The organism is Kribbella sp. NPDC048928 (assembly GCF_043197975.1).
Classification (GTDB): Bacteria; Actinomycetota; Actinomycetes; order Propionibacteriales; family Kribbellaceae; genus Kribbella.
Genome location: NZ_JBICUC010000004.1, coordinates 239,065 through 259,628 on the forward strand (window position 1 = coordinate 239,065; position 20,564 = coordinate 259,628).

Sequence of the window (20,564 nt, forward strand, 5' to 3'; positions counted from 1 at the left end):
CGCATACACATCCTGTCGAGCTGCACATCTAACAGCGGGCTCCGGTGAGGACGTGGGCGCCTACCGGGTTGAGGATGTGTTTGACCGAGCTGCCGGTGCGGTGGGTGGTGACCAGGCCGGTGTCGTGCAGGACCCGCGCGTGCTCGCTGGCCGACGCGAGCGAGATCCCGGCGCGGACTGCCAGTTCGCTGGTCGAGCAGGCTCCGGCCGAGATGCTCTTGAGCACCCGCGCCCTGGTCTTCCCGAGCAGGTCCGCGACAGCACCCTCGCGATCCGGTCGCCGTACGACGGTTGCTGTCCCCGTTGCATCGCTTCGCACCGGATAGACCAGCACGGGCGGCAGCTCCGGATCGAGCAGCATCATCGGGTACTTCCAGCAGAAGAACGACGGCACCAGCCGCAGGCCCCGACCGTTCAGGTACAGGTCCCGGGAGATGTGCGGCATGTCCACCGACAACACCGGCGCACTCCAGCTCAGCGACCGGTGCAACTCCGGCAGCAACGACTCGAATCCGTTGCTGGCAACGGTTTCGCTGTACTTCGCGACGGCCGGCTCGATCGCGCCGGCGATCATCGGCATCTGCGGCGCGATCTTCGTCCGGTGGAACGATCGGAGCCCCTGAACGAGCCGCTGCATCAAGCTGGTCTCGCCGGCCGCGAGGCGCCGCGTCCAGCCAGGCAGCCGCACGCTGTCGGACAGTTGCCGCAGCTCGGCCGTCAGTTGTGCGGGTGGAGTGGCGGCGACCGCCGTCAGCCCCGCCTCGAGCCCTTGCGCCGCGGCACCTGGTGTCAGGAAATCCGGCGAGTAGCCCACCGGTGGCGCCAGCGCGAGCAGGTCGTGCTCCAGCTCGGTCAGCCGCGCCCGGGCCCGCTCCCGCCAGGTCCCGAACACTTCCGGCTCGTTGTCGCCCTGCAGGACGTGGAGGCCCAGCAGGACCTCCCACAACGGATCCGGCTGCTGAGCGATCGTCGTTCTCGCCAGATCTGCGCAGTCGAAATGAATGCGGAACACCACGATCTCCTCCCCCGAGGAAATCACCCGCCGTGGTCAACGGGTGACGATTCCGACACTAACAGTCGCCGGGGTCGCCCGCTGTGATGTGAACTACTCCCACTCGATGGTGCCCGGCGGCTTGCTGGTGACGTCGAGGGTGACCCGGTTGATCTCGTCGACCTCGTTGGTGATCCGGGTCGAGATGCGTTCGATCACGTCGTACGGGACGCGGGCCCAGTCCGCGGTCATCGCGTCCTCGCTGGTGACCGGGCGCAGCACTACCGGGTGCCCGTACGTCCGGCCGTCGCCCTGGACGCCGACCGAGCGGACGTCGGCCAGCAGTACGACCGGGAACTGCCAGATGTCCCGATCGAGCCCGGCCGCGGTCAACTCCGTACGGGCGATCAGGTCCGCGGCGCGCAGAATGTCCAGCCGCTCGCGCGTCACCGCGCCGATGATGCGGATCGCCAGACCGGGCCCCGGGAACGGGTGCCGGTAGACCATCGTCTCAGGGAGCCCGAGCGCCAGCCCGAGCTCGCGAACCTCGTCCTTGAACAGGGTCCGCAGCGGCTCGATCAAGCTGAACTCGAGGTCGTCCGGCAGACCGCCGACGTTGTGGTGCGACTTGATGTTCGCCGCACCCGCGCCGCCACCGGACTCGACCACGTCCGGGTACAGCGTGCCCTGGACCAGGAACTCGATGTGCCGCTCGGCGTCCACCTTGCGCGCGGTCGACTCGAACGTCCGGATGAACTCGCGGCCGATGATCTTCCGCTTCTGCTCCGGGTCAGTGACGCCGGCCAGCGCGCCCAGGAACTGGTCCTCGGCGTCGATCGCCTCCAGGCGGATCCCGATCGCGGCGGCGAAGTCCTTCTCGATCTGCTCGGACTCGCCGGCGCGCTGCAGGCCGTGGTCCACGTACACACAGGTCAGCTGGTCACCGATCGCCTTGTGCACCAGGGCTGCCGCGACCGCGGAGTCGACGCCGCCGGAGAGCGCGCACAGCACCTGCTTGTCGCCGACCTGCTCGCGGATCAGCGCGACCTGCTCCTCGACCACGTTGGTCGTCGTCCAGTCACCCTTGCAGCCGGCGATCTCGTACAGGAAGTGCTCCAGCACGGCCTGCCCGGCCTGCGAATGCAGGACCTCCGGGTGCCACTGCACACCGGCGAGCCTGCGGTCGAGGTCCTCGAACGCGGCCACCGGTGCCCCGTCGGACGCGGCCAGTACGGCGAACCCGGCCGGCGGCGCGTGCACGGCGTCACCGTGCGACATCCACACGTTCAGATCCTCGGGTACGTCGGCCAGCAGCCGGCCCGCCGCGGTCACGGTCACCGGCGTACGGCCGAACTCACGCAACCCGGTCCGCCGGACCTCACCGCCGAGCGACTGCGCCATCGCCTGGAACCCGTAGCAGATCCCGAACGCCGGAACGCCCGCCTCGAACAGCCCGGAGTCGACCCGCGGCGCACCCTCGGCGTACACCGACTGCGGCCCGCCGGACAGGATGATCGCCTTCGGCCCCTTCGCCAGCATCTCCTCGACCGGCATCGAGTGCGGCACGATCTCGGAGTACACCTTCGCCTCGCGCACCCGCCGCGCGATCAACTGCGCATACTGCGCCCCGAAATCAACAACCAGAACCAGCTCATGCTCCGCCACCGCCCCAGCGTATCGGTGCACCTCAGCAGGACTGTAATCCTGCACCGACGCGCCGAGGCGTCACCAGGAGTTGCCGGGGTGCGCGGAAGGACAGGAGGTTGATCGTCGGCGCCGGCTCCGCCAGCTGCACGGTGGGTAGGAGGGGTTGGGCGGCTTCGAGGGCTATTCGGGTTTCCAGGCGGGCGAGGGTGGCGCCCAGGCAGCGGTGGATGCCTAGGCCGAAGGCCAGGTCGGCGGGGCCGTTGTGAGCGGTGAGGCCCAGGAGGACGGGGGCGCCGGCTGGGAGGTCGACGTCGCCGAGGGTGGTCGGGGCGGCGGTGATGCGGCGCCAGGTCGGGACGGACGAGGACTCGCGGAGTACCTGTTCGACGACCTCCGGCGGGTCGATCGTCCGGCCGAGGGAGCGGTGGAAGGCGGTGGAGATGAGCTGGGTCGTGGTCTCCTGGCCGGCGATCAGCAGGAAGTAGCCGACCGCGCACACCTCCTCGTCTGACAGCCCAAGTCCGACCAGCACACCAAACAGGTCACCACCTACCCGCGCAGCCTTGCGAGCGGCCGTCGTACGGGCGCGCAGCCAGGCGTAGAACTCGGCTGCACTGTGTGCCAGCTCCAGCTGCCGGTCTGCGTCCGGCCAGCCCCAGAACAGCTCGAGCGAGTCGAGACTCCAGTCCTTCAACGCCGGTACGTCAACGTTCGTCAGCCCGAGCAGGTGGAGCAGAACGAGCGCAGGCGGCTCCGCGGCGATCGCCTGTACGAGATCGACCTGCTCGCCGTTCGCCAGCGCTGCACTGGCCGCCGCGACCCGCTCCACGTTCAGCTCCCGCGCCAGCGGCTCGATCGCGGCCACCCGCGCCGGGCTGAAGAACCGCGCGACGGCCGCTCGGATCGGGCGGTGCGACGCGCCCCCGTTGTTCGCCAGCGTCGGCGGCAGCGCGAACCCGACCGCCGACAGCACCCGCAGCGCCTTCACGGACAGCGGCGTGTGCGCCAGTACGGCGTTGTCCGGGCGGAACGTCTGCGGGTCGAGCAGCACCTCGCGCGCCAGCGCCGGATCGTCCACCCGCCAGTACCCGAGTGCGTCGTCGAACCGCGCCGGGCAACCGCTCACTCGAACCATCCCGGTACGGCCGCCCGGAACTCCTCCCGGGACCAGCCACCGACACCGGCCGGGATCCGCGCGATCACCGGCACCCCCGTCGTCGCCGGAAGATCCTCCAGGTTGCAGCGCTCGGCAAGATCCGGTTCCGCCGGCCAGGACCCGATCACGAGCCCCTCGACCGGCAACCCGCGCGACCGCAATGCCTCGACCGTGAGCCCGGCGTGGTTCAACGTACCGAGGCCGGCGCGAGCAACCACCACGAACTGGAACGGCGACGTCAGATGCTCTGCGAGATCCGCGAGGTTGTTGCCCTCGGCATCGAGCCCGACGAGCAGTCCGCCGGCGCCCTCGACGAGCACGGTCTCGTACGTGCGAGCAAGATCGTCGATCGAGGCCGCACACTCCTCGACCGACGGCAGCACGATCCCCGCGCGCCGCGCCGCAGTGGTCGGCGCGAGCGGCTCAGGCAGCCGAACGCCTTCGTGCAGCACGGTCGCGCCGCTGAGCCGACCGACCTCCGCAAGGTCCCCCGGCTCCCCCGGCAGCACACCGGTCTGCGCCGGCTTGACCACCACAACCGACTCACCCGCAAGCACCGCAAGCGCCGCCGTAACAACCGTCTTCCCAACATCGGTATCGGTACCGGTGACGACAATGATCACGAGACCTGACCGATCGCGTCGGTGATCACGGCGCAGGCGCGATCGAGGTCCTCGACAGACAGTCCGGCGTGAGCTGTGAGTCGTAGCCGGGAGATCCCGTCCGGGACAGACGGCGGCCGGAAGCTTCCGACTCGTACGCCGTTGCGCAGGCACAGTTCGGCCGCCTGTACGGTCTCCCGCGGGCCTGGCATCGGGACCGACACCACCGCGCCACGCGACCGCGGCACCTCGCAGGCGTCCGCCAGCCGCGCCGCGGCAGCGTGGATCGCGGCCGGGCGATCGGGCTCGGCCTGCAGAACGCCTAGTGCAGCAAGGGCTGCGGCGCAAGCGGCTGGGTTCAGGCCGGTGTCGTAGATGAACGGGCGGGCGCGGTTGACCAGGTGTTCACGCAGCACGGTCGGACCGAGGACGACCCCACCCTGCGAGGCCAAAGACTTCGACAGGGTCATGGTGACGATGACGTGGTCGAGGCCGGCTAGGCCTAGTGCGTGGACCGATCCGTGGCCGTGGCCGGTTACGCCCAGGCCGTGGGCTTCGTCGACCAGGAGTACGGCGTTGTGTGCGGCGGCGGTGGCGGCGAGGGCGGTCAGCGGGGCCTCGTCGCTGAGGACGGAGAAGACCGACTCGGTCATCACCAGGGCGTGCGGCTCGTTGCGTTCGGCAAGGAGTTTCTCGACGGCGTCGACGTCGTTGTGCGGGACGACCTCGACGCGGGAGCGGGACAGGCGGCACGCGTCCACGAGTGAGGCATGGATGTGTTCGTCGGAGATCAGCAATGTCCCCGGTCCGCCGAGGGCGGTGACGACGCCGAGGTTGGCCAGGTACCCGGACGAGAACACCAAGCCGGCCGGCTGTCCGACGTACGCGGCGAGCTCCGACTCCAACTCTTCGTGCAGTGCGGTGGTGCCGGTGACCAGGCGGGACGCGGTTGCGCCGGTTCCCCACACCCGGAGCGCCTCTGCGGCGGCCTCGATGACGCGGGTGTCCCGGGCGAGGCCCAGGTAGTCGTTGCCGGCCAGGTCGATCAGCCGATCGCCGGCCGCGCGCGGCCGCAGTCGCCGCGTCAAACCGCGGGCCTCCAACGCAGCAGCCTTCGGCCCAAGCCACTCCTCGAGCATCACAACCCGCCCCTCTTGCGCATCAGCCGGCCTCCTCGATGGCACCGGTGATCGCCGTCGCGATCGTGGCGATCTCGTCGGCGGTGCAGATGTAGGGCGGCATGGTGTAGACGAGGTCGCGGAACGGGCGTACCCACACCCCGCGCCGCAGCGCCGCGTCCGTCATCGTTGGCAGGTCCACCGGTCCGGCCAGTTGTACGACGCCGACCGCGCCGATCACCCGGACGTCCTTCACCGCCGGCAACTCCCGCGCCGGCGCCAACCCCGAGGACAGACCGGCCGAGATCTGAGCGACTCGCCCGGCCCAGTCCTGCGATAACAGCAGGTCCAGCGAGGCCAGAGCAACCGCACACGCGAGCGGGTTCGCCATGAACGTCGGCCCGTGCATCAGCGCTCCACCCGGCCCGTCCGAGACGGTTCGCGCGACCTCCGTCGTACACAGCATGGCCGCGAGCGTCAGGTAGCCGCCGGTCAACGCCTTGCCGACGCAGAGGATGTCGGGCTCGACCCCGGCGTGCTCGGACGCGAAGAGCGTGCCCGTACGGCCGAACCCGGTCGCGATCTCGTCGAAGATCAGCAGGAAGCCGTGCTGATCGGCCAGCTCGCGCAGGATCCGAAGACAGGCAGGGCCGTACGGATACATGCCGCCGGCGCCCTGCAGGACCGGCTCGACGACGATCGCCGCGATCTGATCCGAATGTTCGGTGGCCAGCGCACTCATCGCGTCGGCCCACGCCAGCAACTCGGGATCGTCCGAAGGACGGTTGAAGTCGGCCGGTGGTTGCGGGCCGAAGACCTGCTCCTGCAGAGCGCCGGTGAACAACGAGTGCATGCCGTTCACCGGATCGCAGACGCTCATCGGGGCAAAGGTGTCGCCGTGGTAGCCGCCGCGGACGGTCAGCATCCGCGTCCGCCCGACCCGACCGCGAGCCACCTGGTACTGCAGTGCGAGCTTGATCGCGACCTCGACGGAGACCGATCCCGAGTCGCAGAAGAAGACATGCTGCAGCGGAGCCGGCGTGATCTCGACCAGCCGCTCCGCCAGCCGGATCGCCGGTTCGTGGGTCAGACCACCGAACATCACATGACTGAACTCGTCGACCTGGCGCTTCACGGCAGCATCCAGGACAGGATGACGGTAGCCGTGGATCATGCACCACCAGGACGCCATCGCGTCGATCGCCTCGACCGTTCCACCTGCGCCGTCGTCCAGCTGCAGCCGTACGCCGGAAGCGCCCCGGACGAGCCGCACCGGCGACGGTGAGGTCAGCGACGAGTACGGATGCCACAACAGCTCCGCGTCACGCGCCACCAGACCGGACATCAGGACGGCACCCGACCGTCGGCCGCGCCATCAACCGAGTCATCAACCGAGCCGTGCACAGAGCATCGGGCGGTCCAGCCCATCGGGTGCACCTGGACGATCATCCGCCGCCGGCAGTGCGCGCAGTATCGCGGAGGTTCCAGCGCCAAGGCCTGCACGCACGCCTCGTGACGCCCCTCGAGCCCGCAACGACCGCAGTACGTCATAGCGACTTCTGGAGTTCCTTCACCGGCATCTTGAGCTCGGCGAGGAGATCGAGGTCGGCGGTCGCCGGGCGGCCGAGGGTGGTCAGGTAGTTGCCGACGATGACGGCGTTGATGCCGCCGAGCAGCCCGTCGCGGGTTCCCAGGTCGCCGAGGGTCAGCTCGCGGCCACCGGCGTACCGCAGGACCGTCCGCGGCATCGCCAGCCGGAACGCGGCGATGGTGCGCAGCGCGTCCTTGCCGTCCATCACCTCGAGGTCGCCGAACGGTGTCCCGGGGCGCGGGTTGAGGAAGTTCAGCGGGACCTCGTGCGGGTCGAGCTCGGCGAGCTGGGCGGCCAGCTCCGCGCGCTGCTCGAGCGTCTCGCCCATCCCGACCAGTCCGCCGCAGCACAGCTCCATCCCGGAGTCGCGCACCATCAGGCAGGTCTCCCAGCGCTCCTCGAACGAGTGCGTGGTGACGACGTCGCCGAAGTACGACCGGGCGGACTCGAGGTTGTGGTTGTAGCGGTGCACGCCCCACGACTTCAGCTCGTCGACCTGCGCCTGGGTGAGCATGCCGAGCGAACAGGCGATGTTGATGTCGACCTCGGCGTTGATCGCCTCGATGCCGGCCTTCACCTGCGCCATCAGCCGCTCGTCCGGCCCGCGGACCGCGGCGACGATGCAGAACTCGGTGGCGCCGGTCTTCGCGGTCTCCTTGGCGGCCTCGACCAGCTCCGGGATGTTCAGCCAGACCGAGCGCACCGGCGAGGTGAACTGGCCGGACTGCGAGCAGAAGTGGCAGTCCTCGGGGCAGCCGCCGGTCTTCAGCGAGATGATCCCCTCGACCTCGACCTCCTCGCCGCACCACTTGACCCGGACGTCGTGGGCGAGCGCGAGCAATTCCGGCAGCTGCTCGTCGGGCACCCGGAGGACCTCGGCCAATTGCTCCTGGCTCAGCCCGGTGCCCTCTTCCAGAACCTGCTGACGTGCCACGTCCAGGATCTCGCTCATAGTTCTCCTGCCTCATCAGAACGGTCGGCTCAGAGTAGGTCAGGTCCCTCCGCGGGCTCTGCGGCGGGCGTCACGTGGAACACCTCGGACCGAAGTGCCTCACGACCACTCTCCGCACTTCCCGCAAAAGAATCTGGAATTTTCTGCGAAACCTCGTAACCCCCTGTAGAAGGGCTCGTTGATGTGTGCAGAGGCGGTTACCGCAAGGAAGACCGCCACCCGGTTACCAAGAGCAACAATGCCGATCATTACGATCAGCACGCAGAGTGGTCACAAGCCACGAAGCTCCAGGAAATCGGATGTAAGGTAGTAACCAAGAGCTCGGGTCGCCAGCCATGGTTGGTGACCCGATCCCAAGCGCCGGGCGCCTCACCCCGGCTTGAGTGGGTCCCTCGGGAAACGATTTGGGCGGAAACGTTCCCGAGGGACCTGCTCCCTTTTCCGGACCTTTTCGAAAAGCCTCAGCAACTTACTGCTGAGGCTTTTTCATTTGTTGCGCATTCCGTCGTTCTGTTACAACCCCGTCACAGCCTGCTTCCCTCCGGCCCGACACTTCCAGGGGCGTGAACAGTCAGCGGGGACCCACTGCCGTTGCTCCCCTCCCCGCTCCCATCCAAGAGGCAAACGGGCAATCTGAAGGGTGAAGGGATGGCCCAGGCCGCCGCCGGCTGGGATGGGTCGGACTGGGGTGAGGGTTATGGGTTGGGGGTGGGGTGCTTCGGGAAGATCGGGAGCCGGAGGGCCCCGGGGGCGTCATCCGGTACGACCGGGTGCTCCGGCTTCACCGGCTGGATCCGGCGGTACTCCTCGCCCGCCGCCGGCCGCGGGTCCGCCGCGCCCTTGTTCGGCCAGAACGACAGCGCGCGCTCGGCCTGGGCGGTGATCGTCAAGGACGGGTTGACGCCGAGGTTCGCCGAGATCGTGGAGCCGTCCACGATGTGCAGCCCTTCGTACCCGTAGACGCGGTGGTACGGATCCACCACCCCCGAGGCGGCCGAGTCCCCGATCGCGCAGCCGCCGATGAAGTGCGCGGTCATCGGTACGTTGAACGGCTCGCCGATGGTGCCGCCCGGCGTACCGTTCATCAGCTTGGCCATCCGCCGGACCACCTGGTTCGCGACCGGGATCCAGGACGGGTTCGGGGCGCCGTGGCCCTGCTTGGACGTCAGCTTCCAGCGGCCCAGCCGGTCCCGCTTGCCGTACGTCGTGATCGAGTTGTCCGCGGTCTGCATGACGAGCGCGATCACGGTCCGCTCCGACCAGTGCTTCAGGTCGTACAGCCGGCGGATGTTCTTGCGCTGCACGCCCAGCTCGCGCAGCCAGGTCCGCCAGCGGGGCTTGTCGCCGTCGCCGTCGGTCAGCACGGTCTGCAGCAGCGACATCGCGTTGCTGCCCTTCCCGTACCGCACCGGCTCGATGTGCGTGATGTCGTCCGGGTGGAACGACGACGTGATCGCGACCCCGCGGGTGTAGTCGACGTCGCCGTCGCGGGCGATCGCGCCGAGCAGCGACTCGGAGTTCGTCCGGGTCAGTACACCGAGCCGGTCCGACAGCCGGGGCAGCTTGCCCCCGTCGCGCAGCCGGTGCAGGAGCTTTGCCGTACCGAGCGCGGACGCTGCGAACACCACCTGCTGCGCGGTGAAGCGCCGGGTCACCTTGCGATGGGACGTACGACAGGTGTCGATCGCGTACCCGCCGTCCGGCAGCGGCTCGACGGACGTGACCGTGGTCATCGAGTAGACCTCGGCGCCGGACTTCTCGGCCAGGTAGAGGTAGTTCTTGGTCAGGGTGTTCTTGGCGTTGTGCCGGCAGCCGGTCATGCACTCGCCGCAGTCGATACAGCCGGTACGCCGCGGTCCGGCGCCGCCGAAGTACGGGTCGTCAACCTCGACGCCGGGCTCACCGAAGAACACGCCGACCGGTGTCGGGTGGAACGTGTCCCCCACGCCCAGGTCGTCGGCGACCTGCTTCATCACCTTGTCCGCGGGCGTGAAGCCCGGGTACGTCGTGACGCCGAGCATCCGCTTCGCCTGGTCGTAGTACGGCGCGAGCTCGGACTTCCAGTCGGTGATGTGCGACCAGGCGCTGTCGGTGTAGAACGCGGGCAGCGGCTCGTACAGAGTGTTCGCGTACACCAGGCTGCCGCCGCCGACCCCGGCGCCGGACAGGATGATCACGTCGCGCAACGCGCTGATCCGCTGGATGCCGTACATGCCCAGGCGAGGCGCGAACAGAAACCGCTTGGTGTCCCACGAGTTCTTCGCGAACCCGGCATCGTCGAACCGCGCGCCCGCCTCGAGTACTGCGACCCGGTAGCCCTTCTCGGTCAGCCGCAGCGCCGACACCGATCCGCCGAAGCCGGACCCGATGACGAGGACGTCGTAGTCGAAGGTCATGGGGCCTCCCGGTCTGGGCTGAGGAGCGGCGGGAGCGAAGCGACCAGAGCGACGAGGGAAGACCGGGAGTCACAGCCCCATGACCCGCCGAGCGGCAGCGAGGCATTCAACACAGTCATGGACGGCCGATCTTCTTCAGGACTCGGAGGGCGCCGGTCATCAGCTCGGCGAACTTCTCGTCGGAGATACCGTGCGACGCCGCGATCGGGATCACCCGCTGGGTCGCGATCGCCTGCGGTTCGACGTACCGGCGGATGCCCTCGACACCCTGGCGACGGCCGAGGCCGGACGAGCGCATGCCGCCCATCGGAGTGTCGATCGAGCCGAACGTCGCGCCGTACCCCTCGTTGACGTTGACGGTGCCGGCCATCAGCTGCGCGGCGACGGCGCGGCCGCGGCGGCCGTCCCGGGTCCAGACGCTCGCGTTCAGGCCGTACTCGCCCTCGTTCGCGCGCTGGATCGCCTCGGACTCGTCGGAGAACCGGTAGATCGAGACCACCGGTCCGAACGTCTCGTTGTCGAAGCACTCCATCGCCGGGGTGACACCCGACAGCACGGTCGGCTCGTAGAACAGCGGGCCGATGTCCGGACGCGGCTTCCCGCCGGTCAGTACGGTGGCGCCCTGCTCGCGAGCGTCCTCGACGTGCCGGGTGACCGTCTCGAGCTGCGCCTGCGATATCAGCGAGCCCATGTCGACGTCCCAGCCGGTGCCCGCCGACAGCCGCAGGTTCTTCACCCGGTCGACGAACGCGGTCACGAACGCGTCGTACACCTGGTCGGCGACGTACAGGCGCTCCATCGAGACACACAGCTGGCCCGCGTTCGCGAAGCAGGCGCGGACGGCGCCTTCAGCGGCGCGGTTGAGGTCCGCGTCCCGCAGTACCAGCATCGGGTTCTTGCCGCCGAGCTCGAGGCTGCAGCCGATCAGCCGCTCGCCGCACTGCTTCGCCACCAGGCGGCCGGTCTTGGTCGAGCCGGTGAAACAGATGTAGTCGGCGTTCTGGATCAGCGCGCCGCCGACGGTCGGGCCGTCGCCGTTCACCGCTAGCCAGGCTTCGCGCGGCAGACCGGCCTCGTACAGCAGCTCGATGGCGCGGAGCGCGGTCAGCGGGGTCTGGCTGTCGGGTTTGTGGACGACCGTGTTGCCGGCCAGGATCGCCGGCAGGCCGTCCGAGATCGCCATCGTCAGCGGGTAGTTCCACGGCGAGATGATGCCGACGACGCCCTTCGGGACGAAGCGTTCCTCGGCGCGGGTGAGCAGCGGGAAGATCCCGAGCTTGCGCTGCGGCTCGAGCAGCTCGAACGCCTTGCGGCCGTAGTACCGGGCCGTCAGCGCGACGTGCGCGAGCTCCTCGAAGGCCTGCTTCCGCGCCTTGCCGGACTCGCGGATGATCAGGTCGACCAGCTCGTGCCGGTGGTCGAGGACCAGGTCGTGGTATCGCAGCAGGATCGCGGCGCGCTCCGCGAGCGGCACCCGCGCCCAGGTCTGCTGGGTCCTGCGGGCGGTCCGGACCGCGGCAGTCACGTCGTCCGCACTCGAGGTCGGCAGGTCCGCGATCGGCTGCCCGGTGGCCGGCGCGTACGACGTCCGCGTGCCGGACGTGGCCCGCAGCAACCCCGCCAACCGCCGGATCACCGACTGGTCGGTGGCATACGACGCGGTCGGATCGAGCTCAGGATCCGCGGGAATCGACGTCTGCTCGCTCATAGCTGAAGGCTACCTGTCGGTAATAGTCAGTGTCAGTATCAGAGGATGGTTAAGCTGAGCGGCTGAAGCCTGCGAAGGGGTGGACTGTACAGATGGTGGACAGCGGGGGGCTCTGGACGCCTCCTGAGGACGAGCTCGGTGAGGCGCTGCAGACCGCCCAGGTGCTGATCGAGGAAGGCCGGGCCGACGAGGCTGGGCCGTACCAGCAACGGGTCATCGAGCTGGCCCGGGAGCGCGCCGAGGCACGCCCGAACCATTACGAGGCCAAGCACCTGATGGCCGCGACCCAGTACGAGCTGGCCGGCTCGCTGAACGCGTCCGGCCGGCACGAGGAGGCGCTGGCCGCGCTGCACGAGGCGCAACTCGGCTACACCGAGCTCCAGGACGCCGGTGTGCTCGACGCGACCTGCTTCCTCGCGGACGTCCGCGCGCGGCGTGCGATGACCCAGGCACATCGCGGCCACGGCGCCACCGCCGTACTGGAGATGGACGGCGCGGTGATCGCGTACGGCCAGCTCGTCGGCGGCGAGGACGGGCTGAAGCACCAGCCGGACTTCGCCCGGGTGCTCGCGATGAACGCGCTGATCCTGCGGCGGTACGGCGACCCGGCGCTCGCGGTCGCGTCCGCGGATGCGGCGACCCAGCTGTTCCTGCAGCTCGCCGACCAGATCAACGAGAGCCCGCAATCGCTCTCGTACGCCCGCTATCTGTGTACGGCGACAGCGGTGTCGGCCGACGTCCACGCGGCCGAGGGACGGATGGACCTCGCGCTCGAGGCGGACGAGATCGGGCTGACCACCGCCGACACGCTCGCCGACTCGGACTCCGCGACGGACATGCGCACGCTGGTCGCCGCCCTGGTTCGGAAGGGCAAGCACCTCGGCAGCGTCGGACGCCTCGAGGGTGAGGCCTGCCTGCGGACTGCGTACGACACCGACCCGGAGACCGCGGGCCGTGTGGTCGAGGAGCTCGACCGCGGGCTGCCGCCGACGCTGGTGGCGGCGCTTGAGAACGCGGAGGTCAAACTCGGGCCGTTCGAGCAGTACCACCGGCTGGTGGCGCTGAGCGAGCCCGCGCCCGGCATGACCCTGGCCACCGTCTCCGGCCGGACCGATCCGGAGTCGGCGGCACAGCGCGCGACCGAACTGGCGGAGCTGGTGCGGCCGTTGCTGACGCAGGACGGCGCCACCGCACTCACCCTGGGCCTCGAGGCGCACTACCTGTTCGCGATCTCGTCCGAACGCGAGTCGCACCGGATGCGCTTCCAGACCGCGACGTACGTACCGATCTGGGCGCAGCTGCTGCTCGACGTGTCGGAGGCGTACTTCCAGGCCGGCCGGACCGACATCGCGCTCGACCTCGGCGGCTGGTGTGCCGAGGTCGCGACTGCGCTGATCCCGTACGCCGACGACAACGAAACCATGAAGGACCTGGCCGGGTCCTGCTACCGGCACCACGGCAACCTGCTCGCCGCGACCGGCGACCTGGCCGCGTCACACCACGCGCACGAGGCGGCGGAGCAACTCCAACTCGGCCGTTGACGTCCCCGCCTTCCCAGGCGGACGCTGACGCTTGGGGGTGGGGAACGATGGAAGTCGTGGAGCTGCACAACTGCACGGTCGCGAACTTCGCGGAGCTGGTGGCGCAGGTGGGGCCCGGTCAGTGGTCGGAGCCGACGCCGTGCACGGACTGGGACGTCCGCGCGCTGGTGAACCACGTGGTCGGCGAGGAACGCTGGACCGTACCGCTGATGAAGGGCTGGACGATCGCCGAGGTCGGCGACACGCTCGACGGTGATCTGCTCGCGGACGATCCGTCCGGCGCGGCGTCGCACGCGGCCCGGGAGGCGGCCGTCGCGGCGACGCTGACCGTCGACAAGGTGCATCTGTCGTACGGCGACGAGGATCCGCAGGAGTACCTGCGCCAGCTGGCCGCGGATCATCTGATCCACGGATGGGACCTGGCGGTCGCGATCGGCGTACCGCCGCGGCTGGAACCGGAGCTGGTGGACGAGGTCGGGACCTGGTTCGGTGAACGCGAGGAGCTGTACCGGTCGGCCGGGATGATCGGCGCCCGGCTCGACGGGTTCACCGAGTCCGGCGACGCCCTGCTCGCCGCGTTCGGCCGCAATCCGGAATGGAGCCCGGCCTAGACGGTTAGTCGGTGTCCTGGGCCTGAGCGCGGAGGGCGCCGACGAACAGACCTGCCTCGGCCTCGGTCATGCCGGTCTCGGAGACGACCAGCGCGGTCGCCTGGTGGAGCTCACCGGCTGCCTTGAGGGCACGGGTGCGCTCGGCCAGGTTGGTGCCCGGGCGGCGGACCAGCGGCGTACCGGTCGTCGGTGGTACGTACCGGCCGAGGCGGATGTCGTCGACCAGCTCCTTCGACTGCTTCAGGTCGAGGCCGGTCCGGTCCCGGATGAGTTTGACCGCGTGCACGGCCTTCTTGGTGGTGATCAGGAACCGCACCTGATCCACGTCGTCCGCGGACAGCCGGCCCCGTGCCGCGGCGAGGGCAACATTGTCCGTGTCCTGGCTGCTGGTGCGTCGGCTGAACAGTCCCATGCCGCAATCCTTCCAGAACGCGTCAAACCTGGTGCACTCGACGCACGTCGCTCAGGCCCCGAGCAGCTGGAGGATCTCGGGCCACGCGCGGGCACCGAGCTCGCGGTCGGCCTGATCGGTCCCGCCGCGGGCCATCCGCGCCCCTGCGGTCTTCGGTTCCTCGCCGGGCAGCACCGCACGGTGACCGGCCTCAGCCACCGTCACGAGCCGCGTCGGACGGTCGCCACGGCGCCGCACGATCTCCTCCGCGAACTCGACCGCCGGCCAGACCTTGTCGTCGCCGCCGGCGACGAGCAGCACCTCACCACGGATCTGCTCCACTGCGATCCGGGTCTGCTCGGTCGCCGCCTTCAGGCTCTGGCGGTAGCACCCGACGTAGCTCGGTGGGTTGTCGTCCGGCCGCCAGTCGAGATCGAACGGTACGAACGGCAGCGGTGCGCCCTGCCAGGTCCACGCCGACCGCTGACTGCCGTCCTCCAGATTCCGTCCCCACACGTAGGCGCTCGGGGCGAACGCCACCACCGACTCGACCCGCTCGTCGAGCGCACCGAGCAGCAGCGCAGCCTCAGCACCCCACGAGCTGCCCATCGTGATCACCCGGTCGTTGCGAGCCGCCAGCTCGTCGAGCGGGAACGACTCCAGCGGAACCTCATGGGTGACCGGCCAGCTCGGCGCGACCACGTCGTACCCCTCGGCCTCGAGCAGCCGCGCCCGCCCAAGATCCGGCACCCCACTCGAACCATGCAGGAGCAGTACGCCGGTCATGGGGCTCAACCGACGACGACCTCGACCCGCTGAAACTCCTTGAGCTCCGTATAGCCGGTGGTGGCCATCGCTCGCTTCAGGGCGCCGACCAGGTTCATCGTGCCGTCGGGGACCCAGGACGGGCCGAACAGGATCTGCTCCATCGTGCCGGTGACGCCGACCTCGACCCGCTCGCCACGGGGCAGGTCCTGGTGCCAGGCCTCGGCGCCCCAGTGGTACCCACCGCCGGGGGCGTCGCTCGCCCGGGCCAGCGGCGAGCCGACCATCACGGCGTCCGCGCCGCAGGCGATCGCCTTCGCCACGTCACCGGACCGCCCGACCGAACCGTCCGCGATGACGTGCACGTACCGCCCGCCGGACTCGTCCATGTAGTCCCGCCGCGCCGCCGCGACGTCGGCCACCGCGGACGCCATCGGCACCGCGACGCCGAGCACCTTCCGCGTGGTGTGCGCGGCGCCACCGCCGAAGCCGACGAGCACGCCGGCCGCACCGGTCCGCATCAGGTGCAGCGCCGCCTGGTGCGTCGCGCAACCGCCCACGATCACCGGTACGTCGAGGTCGTAGATGAACTGCTTCAGGTTCAGCGGCTCGGCCTGACCGGAGACGTGCTCGGCCGACACCGTCGTGCCGCGGATGACGAACAGGTCGACGCCCGCGTCCACGACGTGCTTTGCGAACTGCTTGGTGCGCTGCGGCGACAGCGCGCCGGCGACCGTCACGCCGGAGGCGCGGATCTCCTGCACCCGCTGGGAGATCAGCTCGGGCTTGATCGGTGCCGCGTAGATCTCCTGCAGCCGATGCGTCGCCTGCTGCCCGTCGAGATGCATGATCTCCTCGAGCAGGCTCGCCGGGTCCTCGTACCGCGTCCAGAGGCCTTCGAGGTTCAGGACGCCGAGGCCGCCGGCCTTCCCGATCGCGATCGCGGTCTGCGGCGACATCACCGAGTCCATCGGCGCGGCCAGGATCGGCAGCTCGAACCGGTACGCGTCGATCTGCCAGGCGACCGAGACCTCCTCAGGATCCCGCGTCCGCCGCGACGGCACGATCGCGATGTCGTCGAACGCGTACGCCTGCCGGCCGCGCTTGGCCCGGCCGATCTCGATCTCGGTCATCTGGTGGATTCCTTCGGTTGGCAGACGGTCAGCGGCCGGAGTAGTTCGGGGCTTCGACCGTCATCTGGATGTCGTGCGGGTGGGACTCCTGCAGGCCGGCCGAGGTGATGCGGACGAAGCGGCCGTTGTCCTGGAGCTCTTCGACGGTGCGGGCGCCCGTGTACCACATCGACTGCCGGAGGCCGCCGATCAGCTGGTGGGCGACCGCGGACAGCGGGCCCCGGTACGGCACCTGGCCCTCGACGCCCTCGGCGATCAGCTTCTCGTCGGAGCCGCCGTCGTGCTGGAAGTAGCGATCCTTCGAGTACGACTTGCGCAGGCCGCCGGACGACATCGCGGCGAGCGAACCCATCCCGCGGTACGCCTTGAACTGCTTGCCGTTGATGAAGACCAGATCGCCCGGCGACTCCTCGCACCCGGCGAGCAGCGACCCCAGCATCACGGTGTCGGCGCCGGCGACGAGCGCCTTCGCGATGTCACCCGAGTACTGCAGGCCGCCGTCGCCGACGACCGGGACACCGGCCGGTTTACAGGCCAGCGACGCCTCGTAGATCGCAGTCACCTGCGGCACGCCGACGCCGGACACGACCCGGGTCGTACAGATAGAGCCCGGTCCGACGCCGACCTTCACACCGTCCGCGCCCGCATCGACCAGCGCCTGCGCGCCCGCGCGGGTGCCGACGTTGCCGCCGACGATGTCGACGCCACGGGTCGCCGGGTCCGCCTTGAGCTTGCGGATGATCTCGATCTGCGCCTTGGAATGGCCGTGGGCGGTGTCCACGACGAGCACGTCGACGCCCGCCTCGACCAGCGTCATGGCGCGCTTGTACGCCTCGCCGAAGAAGCCGATCGCGGCGCCGACCATCAGCCGGCCGGAGGCGTCCTTGGTGGACAGCGGGAACTTGTCGCGCTTGACGAAGTCCTTCAGCGTGATCAGCCCGGTGAGCCGGCCGGCGTCGTCGACCAGCGGCAACTTCTCGACCTTGTGCTTGCTGAGCAGCGCCATCGCGTCGTCGGCGGCGATGCCCTGCTTGCCGGTGATCAGCGGCTGCCGGGTCATCACCTCGCGGACCGGGCGGGACATGTCGGTCTCGAAGCGCATGTCGCGGTTCGTGACGATGCCGACCAGGACGCCCGCGTCGTCGACCACGGGGACACCGGAGATCCGGTACTGCGCGCAGAGCGCGTCGGCCTCACCGATGCTGGCCTCCGGGCCGATGGTGATCGGCTGCGCGATCATCCCGGACTCGGAACGCTTGACCAGGTCGACCTGCTGGGCCTGGTCCTCGATCGAGAGGTTGCGGTGCAGGACGCCGAGGCCGCCCTGCCGGGCCATGGCGATCGCCATCCGGGCCTCGGTGACGGTGTCCATCGCGCTGGACAGCAGCGGGATGTTCACCCAGACGTTGCGGCTCACCCGGCTCCGGGTGCTGACCTCGGAGGGGATGACGTCGGACTCGTTCGGCTGCAGCAGTACGTCGTCGAAGGTGAGGCCGAGGACGGCGAACTTGTCGGGAACTCCAGCGGGGGTGATGTCCATGAGGAAAACTAGCACCTTCGTACGGCGAGAACGGAACCTCATCCTATCCGCGCCCTTACCAGACCCCGAATCCGCCGTCCACAGGCAACCGCCCGCCGCGGGGTGCGCGACGGGCGGCTGGACGGCCGGGTGAGTTACCGCTGCTTGTCGGTCGGCGCGTTCACGATGCCGAGGATCGCCAGCAGGCTGGCGTCGGCGGTGGAGCCGTGGGTGCGTGCGATCGCGGCGTGCTTGCCCTCCGGGTACAGGCCGGTGGAGTGCTTGCCCTTCGCGTAGGACTTGCGGACCGAGCCGGTGCTGACCTTGCCGCTGGAGTGCTTCGCGGCCTTGATCGCGGCGGCCTGCCTGGCCTTCGCTGTGGCCCTGGCCTTCGCTGTGGCCCTGGCCTTCGCGGCGGCCTTGGCCTTCGCCGCACTCCGGGCCTTCGCGGTGGCCTTCGGCTTGGCGGCCGCAGGTTCGCCGGACTTCCCGAAGTACTGATCGGCGCTCTCGAGCGGAGTCTGCTGACCGGTCGGCGTCGGCAGCACGCTCGGGTCCGCGACCGCGTCGACGATCTGGGTCACCACGGTACCGATCGAGCTCGGTACCGCCGACAGGCCGCTGGTCAGCGGGTCGGTCCCCGGCGTGGTCGTCCCGGCCGGGTCGGTGCTCGGGTCGGTGCTCGGGTCGACGCCACCGGTCTCGTCGGCCGGCGGCTTGGTCGTCCCGTCGGCCGGCGCCGTGGTGTCGCCGGTGGTCGGGTCGCCGCTCGGCAGCGTCGTCGGGTTGCCGCTCGGGTCGCTGCCGTCCGGATCGCTGCCGTTCGAGTCGCCGCCCGGCGCGGTGGTCGGGTCCGAGGACGAGCCGTCGTCCGTACTCCCGTTGTCCACGTTCTCCGGCGGCGTGGTGGTGCCCGGGTCCGTCGGTGTCGTGGTCGGAGCACCGGTCGGATCGGTCGTCGGGTCCGCCGGCGTCGACGGTGCCTCCGTCGGCTGGTCGGTCGGCGCGGTCGTCGGCGCACCGGTCGGGTCGCTGGTCGGATCGTCCGTCGTCGTGCTGTCGGTCGGTGCAGTCGTCTCGGTCGCGGACGGGTCCGTCTGCTGGTCGTCGTCCTGCGTCTGCTGCACGACCGGCGGGACGGGTGCGCTGGTCTCGGGGATCTGGACCGCCATCGGCTTGTCCACCGGGAGCGGCGGGAGTACCGGCGGCTCGACGGTCTTCTGCGCCTGTGGCGTGTCGGTCGGGTCGTCGGTCCCGGTCGAGTTGATGTGACCGGCCCGCGTCTTGTCCTGGAAGTCCTTGCCGACCTTGACGATCTTCGACCGGTCGACGACCGGCAGCCCGTCCAGGTCCTCCTTGGGGAAGCTGGTCTGCGGCCGGACCGCGTCGACCATCTTCTCGATGACCTTCTCGTACGGCGACAACGGGTCACCGTTGACCGCCGCCGCCACCCCGGAGACCGACAGTGCGGCGACCGCGGCGACACCGAACGCCAGACCACGGGTCGCCACCTTGCGGGCGAACGGGTCGGTGATCGGGTTCAGCGCGGCGCAGCGCGCCAGGAAGCTCTCCGGGTCGTCGATGGACTCCTCCGGGAGCTCGTCCTCGACCTCCACGGCCAGCCGCAGTTCGGCCAGCAGCGCGATGGCCGGGTCGTGTTCGCCCGCCGCACGGGCGGACTCCCCACCGGCGGCGAGCAGATCGAGCAGTGCGTCATCGGCCTCGATCGCGTCCAGGTCGAAACGGTCAGCCATGATGCCCCTCCCCTGCTCTTCCTCGTTCCAGCTGTGCTTCATGTCCCACATACCCCCTGAGCGTGTTCAACGCTCGATGCTGTGCGACCCTCACCGCCCCCGGTGTCATCCCCAGTGCCCGGCCGGTCTCCTCGGCTGACATCCCCGCAACGACGCGCAGTCGTAGGATCTCGCGCAGTTTCTCCGGCAGCTTGTCCATCAGGCCCGTGATGTGCTGGACCTCGGACTGCCGTACCGCACGCTCCTCAGGCGTCGGTGACTCGTCCGCGCCGTCCGGCAGGTCCGGCGTCGAAACGTCGGCGACCGCGAACGCACGCTGGGCATCGGCGACCTTGCGGGCCGCGATGCCGTAGACGAAAGCCTCGAAAGGCCTCCCCTCGTCCCGGTACCGGCTGAGTGCACCGAACACCGCGACGCAAACTTCCTGGGCGACGTCGTCGATCATGTCGGCGCCGCCGGGATAGGTCCACAGACGGGACCGGACGTAACGGTGCGCCACAGCGCGCACCCTGGTCAGTAGGTCGTTCAGAGCTGCTCGGTCCCCGGCGCCGGCCAGCGCGGCAAGATCCCTGAGCTCGACCTGGGTGGTGTCAGGCACCCGGACCCCCTCGGACCTTTGTCACCGTCTCCCCCTCGTGATCAGACCGGTCAGCCTGAAAGATGGTACGGCGCTCAACTCTTCTTGCCTA

Annotated in this window: 17 protein-coding genes; 2 read left to right on the forward strand and 15 right to left on the reverse strand. The window is 69.6% G+C overall.

The window, feature by feature from the left end:
- Positions 1 to 28: 28 nt before the first annotated feature.
- The 9 genes from ACGFI6_RS19015 to ACGFI6_RS19055 form a co-directional block, all read right to left on the reverse strand.
- Positions 29 to 1,012 carry an ArsR family transcriptional regulator gene (locus tag ACGFI6_RS19015; protein WP_393120181.1) on the reverse strand — a complete coding sequence of 328 codons (984 nt, stop codon included), beginning with the start codon at positions 1,010 to 1,012 and terminating at the stop codon, positions 29 to 31.
- Between the two features lie 93 nt (positions 1,013 to 1,105).
- The gene (gene guaA / locus ACGFI6_RS19020; protein ID WP_393120183.1) at positions 1,106 to 2,656 is read right to left on the reverse strand and encodes a glutamine-hydrolyzing GMP synthase; all 1,551 of its coding nucleotides are present in this window, start codon (positions 2,654 to 2,656) and stop codon (positions 1,106 to 1,108) included.
- A gap of 22 nt (positions 2,657 to 2,678) precedes the next feature.
- The gene (locus tag ACGFI6_RS19025) at positions 2,679 to 3,764 is read right to left on the reverse strand and encodes a hypothetical protein (protein ID WP_393120185.1); all 1,086 of its coding nucleotides are present in this window, start codon (positions 3,762 to 3,764) and stop codon (positions 2,679 to 2,681) included.
- Positions 3,761 to 4,417: a dethiobiotin synthase gene (gene bioD / locus ACGFI6_RS19030; RefSeq protein WP_393120187.1), complete on the reverse strand. Its 657-nt coding sequence runs from the start codon at positions 4,415 to 4,417 to the stop codon at positions 3,761 to 3,763. The genes ACGFI6_RS19025 and bioD overlap by 4 nt, the downstream gene beginning before the upstream one ends.
- Positions 4,414 to 5,535, reverse strand: coding sequence for an 8-amino-7-oxononanoate synthase (locus ACGFI6_RS19035; RefSeq protein WP_393121257.1), 1,122 nt, complete (start codon positions 5,533 to 5,535; stop codon positions 4,414 to 4,416). Before ACGFI6_RS19035 ends, bioD begins: the two co-directional genes overlap by 4 nt.
- 22 nt (positions 5,536 to 5,557) lie before the next feature.
- On the reverse strand, positions 5,558 to 6,859 hold the full coding sequence (locus ACGFI6_RS19040) for an adenosylmethionine--8-amino-7-oxononanoate transaminase (protein WP_393120189.1): 1,302 nt from the start codon (positions 6,857 to 6,859) through the stop codon (positions 5,558 to 5,560).
- Between the two features lie 202 nt (positions 6,860 to 7,061).
- Complete coding sequence (gene bioB / locus ACGFI6_RS19045; RefSeq protein ID WP_393120190.1) at positions 7,062 to 8,057, reverse strand: biotin synthase BioB; 996 nt, start codon at positions 8,055 to 8,057, stop codon at positions 7,062 to 7,064.
- 695 nt (positions 8,058 to 8,752) lie between these two features.
- Positions 8,753 to 10,453, reverse strand: coding sequence for a GMC oxidoreductase (locus tag ACGFI6_RS19050; protein WP_393120192.1), 1,701 nt, complete (start codon positions 10,451 to 10,453; stop codon positions 8,753 to 8,755).
- A 115-nt stretch (positions 10,454 to 10,568) separates the two neighbouring features.
- Positions 10,569 to 12,161 (reverse strand): succinic semialdehyde dehydrogenase, encoded by a 1,593-nt coding sequence (locus ACGFI6_RS19055; RefSeq protein WP_393120194.1) that lies wholly within the window; start codon positions 12,159 to 12,161, stop codon positions 10,569 to 10,571.
- A 92-nt stretch (positions 12,162 to 12,253) separates the two neighbouring features.
- Between ACGFI6_RS19055 and ACGFI6_RS19060 the strand changes: the two genes are divergently transcribed.
- Together ACGFI6_RS19060 and ACGFI6_RS19065 are read left to right on the forward strand one after the other, a co-directional pair.
- On the forward strand, positions 12,254 to 13,702 hold the full coding sequence (locus tag ACGFI6_RS19060) for a hypothetical protein (protein ID WP_393120196.1): 1,449 nt from the start codon (positions 12,254 to 12,256) through the stop codon (positions 13,700 to 13,702).
- 47 nt (positions 13,703 to 13,749) lie between these two features.
- A complete protein-coding gene (locus ACGFI6_RS19065) occupies positions 13,750 to 14,313 on the forward strand; it encodes a TIGR03086 family metal-binding protein (RefSeq protein ID WP_393120198.1) in 564 nt (187 codons plus the stop codon).
- Positions 14,314 to 14,317: 4 nt separating this feature from the next.
- Here ACGFI6_RS19065 and ACGFI6_RS19070 read toward each other — a convergent pair whose 3' ends face one another.
- The 6 genes from ACGFI6_RS19070 to shbA all read right to left on the reverse strand — a co-directional run bounded on the left by ACGFI6_RS19070 (position 14,318) and on the right by shbA (position 20,473).
- The gene (locus ACGFI6_RS19070; RefSeq protein WP_393120200.1) at positions 14,318 to 14,725 is read right to left on the reverse strand and encodes a hypothetical protein; all 408 of its coding nucleotides are present in this window, start codon (positions 14,723 to 14,725) and stop codon (positions 14,318 to 14,320) included.
- 51 nt (positions 14,726 to 14,776) lie between these two features.
- Positions 14,777 to 15,490, reverse strand: coding sequence for an alpha/beta fold hydrolase (locus ACGFI6_RS19075; RefSeq protein ID WP_393120202.1), 714 nt, complete (start codon positions 15,488 to 15,490; stop codon positions 14,777 to 14,779).
- 5 nt (positions 15,491 to 15,495) lie between these two features.
- Positions 15,496 to 16,602 carry a GuaB3 family IMP dehydrogenase-related protein gene (locus ACGFI6_RS19080; RefSeq protein ID WP_393120204.1) on the reverse strand — a complete coding sequence of 369 codons (1,107 nt, stop codon included), beginning with the start codon at positions 16,600 to 16,602 and terminating at the stop codon, positions 15,496 to 15,498.
- A gap of 28 nt (positions 16,603 to 16,630) precedes the next feature.
- Positions 16,631 to 18,142, reverse strand: a complete 1,512-nt coding sequence (gene guaB / locus ACGFI6_RS19085) for an IMP dehydrogenase (protein ID WP_393120206.1) — start codon at positions 18,140 to 18,142, stop codon at positions 16,631 to 16,633.
- Between the two features lie 134 nt (positions 18,143 to 18,276).
- Positions 18,277 to 19,875 carry a hypothetical protein gene (locus ACGFI6_RS19090; RefSeq protein ID WP_393120208.1) on the reverse strand — a complete coding sequence of 533 codons (1,599 nt, stop codon included), beginning with the start codon at positions 19,873 to 19,875 and terminating at the stop codon, positions 18,277 to 18,279.
- Positions 19,868 to 20,473: an RNA polymerase sigma factor ShbA gene (gene shbA, locus ACGFI6_RS19095; RefSeq protein ID WP_393120210.1), complete on the reverse strand. Its 606-nt coding sequence runs from the start codon at positions 20,471 to 20,473 to the stop codon at positions 19,868 to 19,870. Before shbA ends, ACGFI6_RS19090 begins: the two co-directional genes overlap by 8 nt.
- Between the last annotated feature and the right edge of the window lie 91 nt (positions 20,474 to 20,564).